Annotated in this window: 8 protein-coding genes; 4 read left to right on the top strand and 4 right to left on the bottom strand. The window is 71.3% G+C overall.

Annotated elements, in window-relative coordinates; genetic code table 11:
* The 4 genes from C4B30_RS08195 (at position 1) to C4B30_RS08175 (ending at position 3548) form a co-directional block, all read left to right on the top strand.
* Positions 1–213: a glycine zipper 2TM domain-containing protein gene (locus C4B30_RS08195; RefSeq protein ID WP_011545020.1), complete on the top strand. Its 213-nt coding sequence runs from the start codon at positions 1–3 to the stop codon at positions 211–213.
* Between the two features lie 214 nt (positions 214–427).
* Positions 428–682: a hypothetical protein gene (locus C4B30_RS08190; protein ID WP_027784015.1), complete on the top strand. Its 255-nt coding sequence runs from the start codon at positions 428–430 to the stop codon at positions 680–682.
* 145 nt (positions 683–827) lie between these two features.
* The gene (locus C4B30_RS08185; RefSeq protein ID WP_105132320.1) at positions 828–1754 is read left to right on the top strand and encodes a DMT family transporter; all 927 of its coding nucleotides are present in this window, start codon (positions 828–830) and stop codon (positions 1752–1754) included.
* 513 nt (positions 1755–2267) lie between these two features.
* Positions 2268–3548, top strand: coding sequence for a sensor domain-containing phosphodiesterase (locus C4B30_RS08175; RefSeq protein ID WP_027784013.1), 1281 nt, complete (start codon positions 2268–2270; stop codon positions 3546–3548).
* A gap of 50 nt (positions 3549–3598) precedes the next feature.
* On the opposite strand, the gene arfB is transcribed toward C4B30_RS08175, so the two are convergent.
* The 4 genes from arfB to recC are packed head-to-tail and all read right to left on the bottom strand — an operon-like array spanning position 3599 to position 13342.
* Complete coding sequence (gene arfB / locus C4B30_RS08170; protein WP_027784012.1) at positions 3599–4003, bottom strand: alternative ribosome rescue aminoacyl-tRNA hydrolase ArfB; 405 nt, start codon at positions 4001–4003, stop codon at positions 3599–3601.
* Positions 4000–6303 carry an AAA family ATPase gene (locus tag C4B30_RS08165; protein ID WP_027784011.1) on the bottom strand — a complete coding sequence of 768 codons (2304 nt, stop codon included), beginning with the start codon at positions 6301–6303 and terminating at the stop codon, positions 4000–4002. Before C4B30_RS08165 ends, arfB begins: the two co-directional genes overlap by 4 nt.
* Positions 6300–10010: an exodeoxyribonuclease V subunit beta gene (gene recB / locus C4B30_RS08160; RefSeq protein WP_027784010.1), complete on the bottom strand. Its 3711-nt coding sequence runs from the start codon at positions 10008–10010 to the stop codon at positions 6300–6302. Before recB ends, C4B30_RS08165 begins: the two co-directional genes overlap by 4 nt.
* Positions 10007–13342 (bottom strand): exodeoxyribonuclease V subunit gamma, encoded by a 3336-nt coding sequence (gene recC / locus C4B30_RS08155; RefSeq protein ID WP_027784009.1) that lies wholly within the window; start codon positions 13340–13342, stop codon positions 10007–10009. The genes recB and recC overlap by 4 nt, the downstream gene beginning before the upstream one ends.
* Between the last annotated feature and the right edge of the window lie 116 nt (positions 13343–13458).

The following is a 13458-nucleotide window of genomic DNA, read 5'->3' as shown; positions in this document are numbered from 1 at the left end:
ATGAACTCGATTCGGCGTTTTGGGGTATGCGCTCTGCTCGTCGCGACAGTAGCCAGCCTGTCGGCCTGCGATTCGATGTCGCGGCGCCAGCGCGATACGGCAATCGGTGCGGGTGTCGGCGGCGTCGCCGGCGCGGCGATCGGCGGCAACGCGCTGTCGACGCTGGGCGGCGCGGCGGCCGGCGGCATCATCGGTAACCAGGTCGGCAAGTAAGCAGTCTGACATCGGCCGGCTGGGCGTCGTCCAGCCATCGGCCGGTCGGTTCAACGGCGTTTCCGCACCGCGGAAGCGCCGTTTTCGCATGCGGCGCCAAAACAAGCGCGGCCGCCGCCCGGAAATGATCGGTTACCGTTTCTCATACCGTGTCATCGGTACTCGGCCTAAGCTTCAAGCATCTGCCGATGGCCGGCTCCGCCGGAGACACATCATGAACAGGACCTTCGTCGCCGCGGCGCTTGCCTGCACGACGCTCGCCGGCTGCTATTACCCGTACGGCTACTATCCGGGCGGCTATTACACGGCGGCGCCGGTGCCGGTACAGCCCGCGCCCGTATATGTCGATCCGGGCCCCGCCTACTACTATCCGGCACCGGCGTATGCGCCCGCATGGGGCAGTTATTGGGGCCCGGCGCTGTCGCTCAATTTCGGCTTCGGCGGACGCGGCGGCTGGCGTCATCACTGATCGGCCGCGCCGCGCGCGGCCGGCCGTCCGCCGCCGCCGCAAACGGTGCGATTCCCGTTTCTTGTCGTTTCATCCGATCATGAAACGACGGTGCGGTAACGCGGTGTAAGATTCGTCGCATCCCGTCCCCCGCCCTCGCCGATCGATGTCGCCCAAGAACGCTTTCCTACTGACCGTGCTCGCTGCCCTCTGGGGCGCATCCTTCCTGTTCATCCGGATCGGCGTGGTCGATTTCGGCGTCGCGCCGCTGATGGCGCTGCGCGTGGGCATCGGCGCGCTGTTTCTCGCGGGCTTCGCGCTCACGCGCTTCAAACCCGCCGATCTGGCCGCCCGGCTGCGCCGTCATGCGTGGCCGCTGTTCGTCGTCGGCGCACTGAATTCGGGCATCCCGTTCTGTCTGTTCGCGTTCGCCGAGCTGACGCTGTCGGCCGGCGTGACGTCGGTGATCAACGCGACGACGCCGCTGTGGGGCGCGCTCGTCGCTTATCTGTGGCTGAAGGACAAGCTGTCGCTGCCGCGCGCGCTCGGGCTCGTCATCGGGTTTGCCGGCGTGCTCACGCTCGTGTGGAACCAGATCGCGAACGCGCACGGCGACACGGGCGCCAGCGCGACCGCGCTCGCCGCGGCGGCCTCGCTCGGCGCGACGCTGCTGTACGGCATCGCGGCCAACTACACGAAACGCAAGCTCAGCGGCGTCGATCCGCTCGTCAATGCAGCCGGCAGCATGATCGGCTCGACCGTCCTGCTGCTGCCGTTCGCGATCGCGACGTGGCCGGCCGCGCCGGTCGGCGCGCACGCATGGGGCGCGGTGCTCGCCCTCGGCATCGCGTGCACGGGCATCGCGTATTTCATCTTCTTCTACCTGATCGCGCATATCGGGCCCGCCCGCGCGATCACCGTGACGTTCGTGATCCCCGTGTTCGGGCTGCTGTGGGGCGCGCTGTTCCTCGGCGAACACGTGTCGGTCGTGATGATCGAAGGCTGCGCGATCGTGCTCGTCGGCACCGCGCTCGCCACCGGCGTGATCAAGCGGATTCCCGGCGTCCGACCGCGCGGCGGCGAGGCGGCCTGACGATCGGCGCGCCCGACGCGCACGAACCGTCGTCCGCCACGCGGCAATGCCGATGGCGGCGCGACGGGGGTGTGCCGACGCGCCGCCGATCGGCACCGCGGCGCGCGGGCATTCGACTCATTCGACTCATTCGTCTGACGGCGGCGGCTGGCCGCCGGGATTTCCCGCATCAGCCTGCGCATCGCGCGGCAGCGACGCACTGTCATGCCGCCGCGCTGTCGCGGGATTGTCATCCGCCACTGCCGCGCGCTTCGTTTCGCGGCGGTCATGCACCGTACGGATGCACGCGGCGCCGGTCGCCGCGCCGCGGTGCGCGGGCCGCAATCGCGGTGTACCGTTCGCGTCTGGAGTTACCCTGATACGCGCGCCGCGGCAATCCCGTTACACTCGGAAAACTCATCCGCAGAAAGGCGGTCTCGATGCCCCACGTTCTTTCGCGCCCGCCTGCGCATGCGGCTGCATCGGCGTGGTGGTGCGCCGCCGTCCCGCCGCCCGCTTCCGGGCACCGTTGACATGAAGTCCACCCGCGACCGGTCGCTCGAGGCCCTGCTCGAACGCCTCACGCCGACGCCCCACGGCTGGCTCGCCACCTATCGCACCACGACATTGCGCAGCGTGTTCCAGCCCGTGCTGTCGATCACGCACAAGCGCGTCGTCGGCTACGAGGCGCTGCTGCGCGTCGTCGACGGGAACGGCACGCTGGTGTCGCCCACCGCCCTCTTCGACAAGACGCGCGGCGACGCCGACGCGCTGCTGCTCGACCGGCTCGCGCGCTGCCTGCACACGGCCAACTTCGTCGCGCAGGGAATCGGCGACGGCTGGCTGTTCCTGAACGTGACGCCGCGCGTGCTCGACACGGGCCTCGTGCAGCGCGAGTTCGTCGAGGCGCTGTGCCGGCATTTCGCGCTGCCCCCGAACCGGATCGTGCTGGAAGTGGTCGAACAGCCGGCGCGCGACGAAGCCGCGCTTGCCCGCACCATCGACATGATCCAGCATCGCGATTTCCTGATCGCGATCGACGATTTCGGCACGGGGTTCTCGAACTTCGACCGCGTGTGGCGGGCGCGGCCCGACATCGTGAAGCTCGACCGCTCGCTCGTCGAGCGTTCGACCGCCTCGGCCGACGATCGCCGCATCATGCATCACCTCGTGTCGATGCTGCACCAGGCCGGCGCGATGGTGCTGGCCGAAGGCGTCGAAAACGACGACGCGCTGCAGGCGCTGATGGAAGCCGACATCGATTTCGTGCAGGGTTTCCAGTTCGGTCAGCCCGATGCATCGATCGCGCACGCGAGCGCGGCCGCGCCCGCGATGCTCGATGCCGCGTGGCGGCGCTTCATCGCCCGCCGGCACATGCCGGTGGTCGCTCAGCAGCCGGGCTTCGACGCGATCGAACGGCTCGTGCTCAGCGGCGCGGCCGCGTTCTCGGCGAGCGGCAACCTGCAGGACGCCGCGCAACGCGTGTTCGCGGTGCCGGCCGCGCGTCGCGTGTTCGTCACGGACGAGACCGGCGAACAGTTCCTGCCGTCGATCGGCGCGCCGCTCGACGACAGCCAGGCGAGCGTGACCCGCCTCTCGCCGCTATTCCCGGAAACCCACAGCAACTGGTCGCGGCGCCCGTATTTCCAGCGCGCGATCGCCGCCCCCGGGCGCGTCGCGCTGATGGGCCCGCACTTCTCGCTGACGGAGGGCCGCGACTGCTATACGGCCGCCGTCGCGATCCGCGCGCAGAGCCGGCTCGTCGTGTTCTGCGTCGACTTCGTGCTCGACAGTGCGGAAACCGTGATGCGATAGCCGGCGCGCACGGCGGACGGCCGCGTGCGACGGGCGTCTGCCTTCATTCGTCAGTCGACCACCTTCCCGCGCCCCGACTTCACCACGCTGCGACGCGACTTGTGCTCGAGCCGCCGCTCCTTCGACGCCCGCGTGGGCCGCGTCGCGACCCGGGCACGCGGCGTATACGCGACGCTGCCGATCAGCGTATCGAGCCGCGCGAGCGCGGCCTCGCGGTTCTTCTCCTGCGTCCGATATTCCTGCGACTTGATCACGACGATGCCGTCGCGCGTGATGCGCTGGTCGGACAACGCGAGAAGCCGCTCCTTGAGGACCGGCGGCAGCGACGATGCGCGGATGTCGAAGCGCAGATGAATCGCGCTCGACACCTTGTTCACGTTCTGGCCGCCCGCGCCCTGCGCGCGCACGGCCGTCCATTCGATCTCGGCCGGATCGAGCGTGTAGCGAATCATCATCGCGAAGCCTCCGTGCGGCGCCGGGCGAGCGCCTCGTCGACGCGGGCCGCGAGCCCCGAATCGCGCTGCGTGCGCGTCGCGACCGCCTGCGCCAGCACGCGTCGCGGTCCGATCACCTGCACGCGCGTGCGCGCGCGCGTGACGGCCGTATAGACCAGCTCGCGCGTGAGCACCCGACCGAACGACGCGGGCAGCACGAGCGCGGCTTCGTCGAATTCCGAGCCCTGTGATTTGTGCACCGTCAGCGCGAACGCCGTTTCGTGCGGCGGCAGCGCGGCCGGCGACACCGCGCGCGCGGTGCCGTCCGCGCGCCGGAACCACACGCGCAGCACGCCGTGCGCGTCGGGCAGCGCAATGCCGATGTCGCCGTTGAACAGCCCCAGCGCATAGTCGTTGCGCGTGACCATGATCGGCCGCCCGGTGAACCAGTGCGCGCCGACCGCGAGTGGCACGCGCGCCGCATGCCGCACATGCGCGGCCACCAGCGCATTGACGTGTTCCGCCCCACGCGAGCCGCTGCGGGTCGCGCACAGGATCCTGAACCGGTTGAGCGCGTCGAACAGCGGTAGCGGATCGGGCGCCGGCGCGGCCAGCGCGTCGCGCAGTGCATCGAGGTATGCGCCGAAACGCCGTGCGAGCCGCTCGACCGTCGACGACGCCAGCGTGTCGCCCGCATCGTCGTGAAACGACGCGGCTGCCGAGTCGTCGGCGGGCAGCGCATCGAGCGCCGCCTGCACGTCGCCGCGGCGGATCGCGAGCGACAGCCGCCCGATCGGCGAATCGAGACCGAAGCGGTAATTGCGTTCGAGCCACACGACGCAGTCCGCGAGCGGCGCCGGAGCGGGCATGCCCGCGGACGCGGCAGCGGCTTCGCCGGCCAACGGCGATGCGGCCGCCGTCGCCGACGCAAGCGCCGCATCGCCCGCGTCGAACGGCGCCAGCTCGACGGTGTCGAGCCAAGCGAGTTCGTCGGCCTCGATCCAGGCCGGCGCATTGCCCGGTGCGCCGGCATCGGCCGGTGCCGACTCGGCTGGCGGCGACGGCGCGATGCCGGTCGACGATACTTCGTCGTCCTGCGGTTCGTCGTCGAAGAGCGACGCCTGTCGCACGTCGACTTTCGGCCGAGGCGCCGATTTGCGCGAAACGGGCGCCGATGCCGATGGCGACGCCGGGGCCCGCGCGGACGCGGAAACCGATTGCGCGCGCGCAAGCGCTGCCGGCGCGGCTTCGTCCGGCACCGGCAACGCCGCGACGAACGCCGCCTCGTCGATGCCCAACGCCTGCGCGATGCGCGTGCGGGCCGCGGCGGTGAACGCCGGCCGCGCGCTCAGCTCCGCGAACACGGCGCCGGCCTCGACCGCGGCCAGTTGGTCCTTGTCGCCCAGCAACACGAGCCGCGCGCCCGGCGCGAGCGCGTCGAGCAGATGCGCGGCGAGCGCGACGTCGATCATCGACGCCTCGTCGACGACGATCAGATCGTACGGCAACGGATTGTCGCGATGATGCCGGAAGCCGGCCGCCCCGCCGCCGCCCAGCAGCCGATGTAGCGTGTACGACGTGTCGGGCAGGCGCGCCGCGAGTTCGGGCGGCAGATCGCCGGCGCGCGCGTGCAGCGCCTCCTGCATCCGCTGCGCGGCCTTGCCGGTCGGTGCGGCCAGCGCGATGCGCAGCCCCGGGTGCGCATCGAGCAGACAGGCCAGCACGCCGACGACGGTCGTCGTCTTGCCCGTGCCCGGCCCTCCGCTGACGATCGTCACACGGCCGGTCAGGGCGACGATCGCCGCCACGCGCTGCCAGTCGACTTCGCCGGTGGCCGGCCCGAAGTAACGGGCGAGACTGTCGCGCACCCGGTCGGGCGACAGGCCTTCGTCGGGCGCGGCGACACCGGCCTGCGCGACGAGCGCATCGGCGAGCCGCCGTTCGTAATCGAAATAGCGCGACAGGTACAGGTGATCGAGCCGGTCGACGATCAGCGGCCGTTCGTCGCCGCGCGCGAGCGTGCCGAACGCGACCACGCCGCTCGCGGCCAGCGCCGCGCGCACCTCTTCGAGCGGCGCTTCGTAACGCTGCGCGAGCGCCCCAAGCGCGACGCACACGTGGCCACCGGCGGTGGCACGGCTCGTCGCGAACGCCGCGCGCGCCGCCCAGCGCGCCGACGCGGACGGTGCACCGGCACGTCGCGCGAGGTCGCCCATGCGGCGCGCGAAGCCTTCCGCGAGCGCGATGCCGAAATCGGCCGGCTCGGGCAGCCGCGCGACGAGGCCGCCGGTGAATTCGAGCATGTCGTCGGTCGCGGTCATGCGCGGCCCCCTTCCATCATCCGGTCGAGTGCGTCGACGAGCGCGCGCGCGGGCCGCCGCGAATGCACGCCCGCCGGCTCGCCGCCGCTGCGCCAGCCGGGCCGCACGCCGCGCACGAACAGGTACAGGTAACCGGCGATGTGCGTGTCGTAGTCGTAATCGGGCAGCCGGCCGCGCAGGTAGCGATGCAGCGCGACCGTATAAAGCAGCGCCTGCAGGTGATACGCGTGATCGGCCATTGCGACGTCGAGCGCGCGCGGGCCATAGGCATCCGGCGTCGTGCCGAGGTGGTTCGACTTCCAGTCGACGATCCAGAAACGGCCGTCGTGTTCGACGATCATGTCGATGAACCCCTTGATGAAACCGGCGAGCGTGCCCGCCTCCAGTGCAACGTCCGGATAGCCGTGCGCGACCAGCAGCCGGCGCAGCGCCGTCAGGTCGAGCGACGGGGCCGGGAACAGGAAGCCCATTTCGTCGAGCCGCTTGGCCGGATCGAGATCGGCGAGCCGCATACCCGGCACGAGCTCGGTGTGCACGACGTCGTCGACGAGCCGCACCATCATCGCCGGCAGACGCGTCGCAAGCTCCGGCTCGGCCTCGACCGGCCGGTCGTGCAACGCGCCGAGCGCGGCCTGGTGCCACGATTCGGGCTCCGCGAACCGGCTGAGTTCGAACAGGCGGTGCAGGCATTCGCCGGCCGCCGCACCGCGCGGGAACACGAGGATGTCGTCGTCCGGCGGGGCGGCCACCACCGTATCGGCCAGTATCAGTTCGCCGTCCGGCGTCAGCGCGGCAAGCGCATCGTGATCGGGCCGCAGTTCGTCGTCGGGCACGGCCGCGACGCCCGCCTCCTCGCGTGCCATCGATGCGGTCAACGAGCTGAAGCTCGCCATCCGCCACGCATCGCGCAGTATGCGCGTCGCATGGCGCGCCGCGAGCGTCTGCGACGCGTCGTGCCCGGCCGCGAGACGCTCGCGGCGCGCAGGCACGGGCAGCGGCGCGACGCTCACGGGGCCGCCCGCAAGCGCGCGCCATGCAGCATCGAGCGCGGCTTCGTCGGGCGGCTCGTCGAGCCACGCATCGAACGCATGGCCGGCACCGGCGACGAGCCAGTTGAGCACGCTGCGCCGCGCTTCGCGCGTCGAGCGCGACGACAGGTAAGGCCCGGCGACGACATAGCAGCGATACACCGCGCGCGTGAGCGCCACGTAGACGAGCCGCGCGCGTTCCGCGGCCTGCTCGCGCAGCGCCTGCCGCGCCGCGTGCGCCGACGCCTCGTCGTCGCATCCGTAATGCAGCACCGCATCGCCCGCGTCGTCGTGATACTCGCGCGCATCGGGCAGCGCGGACGAAGGCGGCTCGCGCAGCCCGCCGTCGTTCAGGAACGGACAGAACACGATCGCGTATTCGAGCCCCTTCGACTTGTGCACCGTGACGATCTGCACGAGGTTGCGATCGGATTCGAGCCGCAGTTGCGCTTCCTCGCCGCCGCCGTCGAGCCGTTGCGCGGCGAGCCAGCGCAGCGTCGGCGCGATGCCGGGCTGCGCGGATGCCCGCGCCTGCGTCAACTCGGCCAGATGGTTGATGTCGGTCACGCGGCGCTCGCCGTCCGCACCGGCCATCAGCCGTTCGGCGATCCGCAGCTCGCGCGTGAAGGTGCGCCACATCACCGCAAAACCGCGTTCGCGCCACAGCAACCGATACCGCGAGAAGCGCTCGACCCAGCTCATCGCGTCGGCACTGTCGGCCGCCGACGCACCGGGTTGCGCATCGCCGTCGCCCTGCTCCATGCGCCACAGCGCGCCGGCATCGAGCCCGAACCAGTCGGACGCGAGCGCCGCGCGCAGACGCCGCAGGTCGCCCGGCGCATCGATCGCCGCCAGCACGCGTTCGAGTTGCTCGGCGTCGCCGGTCGAGAACACCGACGCCTGCGCCAGCTCGACGCTGCCGATGCCCCACGTCGCGAGCACGCGCTTCACGAGGCTACCCTGCCGGTGGGTCTGCACGAGCACCGCGATGTTGCCGGGCGACAACGGCGTGTCCCCCAACCGCACGCGCGACTCGCGCGCGCCGCGCATCAGCCGCGCGATCTCGGCCGCGCAAGCCTGCGCAGCCTGCGCTTGCGCATCCCGCTTGAGCAACGTGCCTTCGCCACCCGGCAGCGCCCACACCCGGAAATCGCCGGCCGGGCCCGGATCGGTTTCGTCGACGAACGGCGCACGCACGCGCGTGCCGGCGCGCACCGCGTAATAGTCGAGCCCGTCGAGCACGAATGCGCGCGGATTCGACATGAAGAAGCGGTTGCACGCCTCGACGATCGCGGGCGTCGAGCGCTGGTTGACCGCGAGTGTGTAGCACGCGCTCGCCCGTGCCCGCGCGGCGAGATAGGTATGCAGATCGGCCGCGCGGAAACTGTAGATCGCCTGCTTCGGATCGCCGACGAGGAACAGCGGGCCGGCCGGCGCGAAGATCCGGTCGAAGATCGCGAACTGCAGCGGATCGGTGTCCTGGAACTCGTCGATCAGCGCGGCCGGATAGCGTGCACGCAGCGTTTCGGCGAGCCACGGATGCGCGTGCAGCGCGTGATACAGGTTCGCGAGCAAATCGTCGAACGACACGACGCGCCGCGTGCGCTTGCGCTCGGCCAGTTCGCCCGGCGCCATGTCGAGCCATTCGGCGATCAGCGCGAGCCAGCGCGCGCGCTGGGCGGCCTCGGCAGCGGCCACGGCCGCTTCGAGCGCGTCGGCCACCTCGAAGAACGCGTGTGCGGGCGTCGCGCCGCCTTTTTTCGTCGCCTTCGTCAGCGCGGTTTGCGTGAGCTTCAGTGCGGCTTTCGGCAGCGCGGCCGTCGCGTCGCCCTGCTCGAAATGCACCGCCCACGCGGCGAGCGCATCAGCGACCGCGTCGGGCTTGTGCGAGCGTTGATTGAGCGCGGGCTGCGCGGCGTGCAGCAGCGCATCGATCGCCTCGCGCTCGGCCGCCCACATGCGCGCGCCTTCCGCGAAGCATTCGGCCGCGGCCGCTTCGGCCGATTCGTCCGGCTCGGTCACGCCGTCCCAGCGCAGCGCGGCAAGCGGCTTCTTCAGCCGGCGTGCGAGCTGCGCATCGAGCGCGGCCGGGCCGGCCCCCGATTCGACGAGCCAGGTCGCGAAGCCCGGCCAGCGCGCGGCCGCCGGTTCGACGCGCGTGCGCCAAAAATCCGCGGCGAGTTCAAAGCGCAGCGACGCGTCGTCGGCCTCCATGTCGAACGCGAACGGCATCGCGGCCGCGAACGGCGCTTCCTGCAGCGCGCGCTGGCAGAACGCGTGGATCGTATGGATCGCGGCCTGGTCGAACGCGCGCAGCGCGCGCCGGATCCGCTTCGCAGCCGTCTCGGGATCGAGCGCGCCGCCGTCGCCGAGCGTGGTCTCCCACAGACGCGCGATGAACGGATCGCCGCCGTCGTCGCCCGTGTCGAGCGCGTGCGCCAGCTGCGCGAGCCGGCTGCGAATCCGTTCGTGCAGTTCGGCCGTCGCCGCTTTCGTGAAGGTCACGACGAGGATTTCGTCCGCGCCGAGATCCTTTTCGAGCAGCAGGCGCACATACAGCGCGCAGATGTTCCAGGTCTTGCCGGTGCCGGCCGACGCCTCGATCTGGTTGACACCATCGAGCGGGCACGCGAACACGTCGAGTTCGAGCGCCTGCTGCGACTGCGACACGGCGCTCATGCGACCTCCTTCAGATGCTCGACGAGCGGCTCGAACACGAGCCGCGCGAGCGTGCCGAACGGCTCGTCGAGCGACGGATGCGCGCCGCGCCAGGCGATCGCGATGGCCGGATCGTCGGCTTCGCTCACGACCCGCTCGTTGATCCACACGCTCGCGGCCTTGGCCTCGCCGTCGGACACCCGCGCCCATGCACTGCGCGGGAAAAACCGCAGCGGCATGCGCCGCCCCGCGCGGAACAGCGCGGCCAGCGGCGCGAGCCGTTCGAGCGGCGCCGCGACGGGCGTCAGTTCGAACGCACCGCCGCTGCCGAACCACAGCGTGCGACGCGGGCCGCCGGGCTCGATCGCACAGTAGACGAGATGCGCGAGCCACGCGGAGAGGTAATCGCGCGCACTCGGCCGCGCATAGCGATAGATGACCTGCCCGGCCGGCGTCAGCCGATTCAGCGTGCCATGCAATTCGAGCGGCGCGCCCATCGCGTCGGCCGCCAGCATTGCGTCGTCGGCGCCGAACAGCGCCTGCTCGGTATCGGGCCACTTCGGCACGACAGTGAGCGAGAACGGCCGCCGCTCGATGCCGTCGGCCAGCGCACGGCGCACGTTCGACGCAAGTTGCGTCATCGAACCGAGCGCCTGATCGCGCCATACCGCGCCCGTCGCGCCACCGGGCAGTTCGGGGCTCGCATCCGCAATGCGCAGCGCGTGATCGTGCACGCCGCCGCCGCCCGCTTCGATCAGGAGCGGCAGCACGCGCTCGGCAAGCGCGTCGCTGCCGGCAAAATCCAGCGCGAACGGCTCGGTATCGAGCAGTTCGGCCTGCGCATCGGCCAGCACGATGCCGAGCCGGCCGCGCAGCAACGCACGCGCAGGATGGCGCCAGAAACGTTCGAATTCGCTGAACGCGACGGGCTCGACCGGCTCCGCCGGCAGCGGCTGCGCGAAGAAAGGCTGCTCGCGCGGGCCATCGCGCGATGCTTCGGCGGCCAGCAGCGACGCGAGCGTCGCCCGCTCGGCGTCATACGAAACGAGGTGGCTGCCCGGCTGGAAATACGCGGCCGCGAACGGTTGCAGCGGGTGCTCGACGATGAACGCGCGGCGCGCGGCATCGACCGCGTCCGGTGCGGCGCCGGGCCCGGCCGTGACGTCCGCGAGATGATCGAGCAGTTCGTCGACGAGCGCCGCGGGCGGCAACGGCGCATTGTCGCGAATGCTGCGGCCCGTATAGGCGATCAACAACCGGTCGCGGGCGGCGAGCAGCAGGTCGAGAAACAGGTTGCGCTCGTCGTCGCGGCGCTGCCGGTCGCCCAGCTTCGGCAGCACGGCCATCAGGTCGAATTCGTCCGCGCGCGCGAGGCTCGGCAGCACGCCGTCGTCCATCCCGAGCAGGCAGACGACGCGATACGGCAGCCCGCGCAAGCTCGTCAGCGACGAGAACGTGACGCCGCCCCACGGCACGCCCCCGCGGGCCGGATCGTCGAGCGCCGCGGTGAGCCCCGCGCGGACGACGGCCGCCGGCAGCGCCTCGTCGGGCGCGCCCTCCGTCATCGCGGCCAACATCGCGTCGAGCGCGTCGCGCACGCCGGCCAGCGCATCCGCAAACGCGGCGCCCGAGTCGAAGAAGCGCGCGAGCGTGTCGGCAAACAGTTCGCTCCAGCCGCGCGGCGTGTGCGACTCCGCGAGCCGCCGCGCGAAGCCGTCGAGATCGTCGGTAAACCGTGCGAGCCGGCCGAGCAGTTCGGCCTCGCTGCCCGTGGCCGCCTCGATCGGCAGCCACGCACCGATCGGCGCCGACCCTTCGGGCATCGCATAGCCGAGAAAGAGCCGCGCGAGCGCATCGGAGAACGTATGGCGCGGCGCGGGCACGGCCACGTCGTCGCTCGCGAGCGGCGACAGTCCGCGCCGCGCGCCGGCGGCGGCGAGCCAGGTCTGCACCGTTTCGAGCGCGGCCGCGTCGATGTCGTAGCGCGCGGCCACCGCATCCACGCGCAGCCATTCCACCAGCTCCGGCGCGCCGACCTGCCGCTCCGGCAACGCGAGCCAGTCGAGCAGCACGCGCGCGACCGGATTCGCCTGCGACGGCGGCAGACCGGTGATCCGGTAAGGCACCCGCGCACCACCGCCGCCGGCCGTGCCGAACACCGCGTCGATCAATGGCCCCGCCGCGGCGAGATCAGCCACCGCGACGAGCACGTCGGACGGCTGCAGGCTCGCATCGGCGTCGAACCACGCAAGCAGCCGGTCGTGCAGCACCTCCAGCTGGCGCGCGAGGCTGTGGCAAACATGCACCTCGATCCCGCGCTCGACCGGCGTGTCGCCGGTTTCGGCCTCCGGCTGCAGTTCGAGGATCGCGTTCTGCACGCGCGCCAGCCAGGTGGGCGCGGGATTCTCGACGAAACGCGACGCATCGCCCGACGCGGCGCTTTCGGTCAGTTCGTGCAGCATGTGCAATTGCGCCTGCGTCTGCCTGCCCCATTCGGCGAGCAGCGGATGGCCGACCTCCTGGTAGTCGCGCCGCCCGGCCGCATCGAGCGCCTCGGCATGCGCGGCGGTCACGATGTCGAACCAGAATTCGCGGCACGGGTTCAGCGCGTAGATGCGCACGTCGATCCAGCGCGACAGTTCGCGCAACAGCGCGACGTGCAGCGGCGGCATCGTCGGCAGCGCGAACACGCTGACCGATTCGGGCCAGTCGGCACGCGCGAGCGCCTCGGCATCGAGATGGCGCGCCTCGACGAGGAAGCGGTGCGCCGGCGGCGTGCCGCTGTCGCTCAGCTCGGCGAGCAACGCGCGCCACAACGCGGCCTGCCAGCGCTCGTCGTCGCGTGCGGCGTCGCTGATCCCGCGCGGCGCGCCGTCGCCCGAGAGCACCGATTCGCCGGCCTGCCACGCGGCCAGCCATTCGGGGCGATAGGTCAGGTAGTGATCGAGCACGGCCGCGACGCGGTGAGCCAGTTCGTAGCGCATCGCATCGTCGGAGGCCGACAGATAGGCGGCCAGCCGCGGCGACGCGAGCCACGGCGCACCGTCGGCCTGCGCGAACAGCCGGTAGCAGCGCCACACGAGCCGGTCGGGCGCGAACGGCGAGCGCGCGGGCACCGTCAGCACGCGGCCGATCTGCGCCCACAGCCACTGCGCGAGATACGTGAACTCGACGTTCGCGCACACGCCATTGCGCGCGGCGATGTCGAGCTCGAGGCGGCGGCGCAGCGCCGCGCTCGGCACGATGACCTGTTGCGGCGCCCACGGGCCGCTGCGGGCCGGGAACGCGGCCAGATCCTCGAGCAGCGCGTCGGCCAGCGTTTCGTGACGGTTCGAATAGAAAAGATGGAGCATGAAGCGGGCGTCGGAACCTCGCACCGGCGGGAGCGGGCGAACAGGATCACCAAGGATAGCAAATGGGCCGCCGCCGCGAACCTCGGCCGGAAAGCCAGCTTTTGCGAGCCGCGAAA

It is taken from the genome of Burkholderia sp. BE12, from assembly GCF_002959955.1.
GTDB lineage: Bacteria > Pseudomonadota > Gammaproteobacteria > Burkholderiales > Burkholderiaceae > Burkholderia.
Note: the sequence above shows the minus strand (reverse complement) of the source record. Positions and strands in the feature narration are given on the sequence as shown.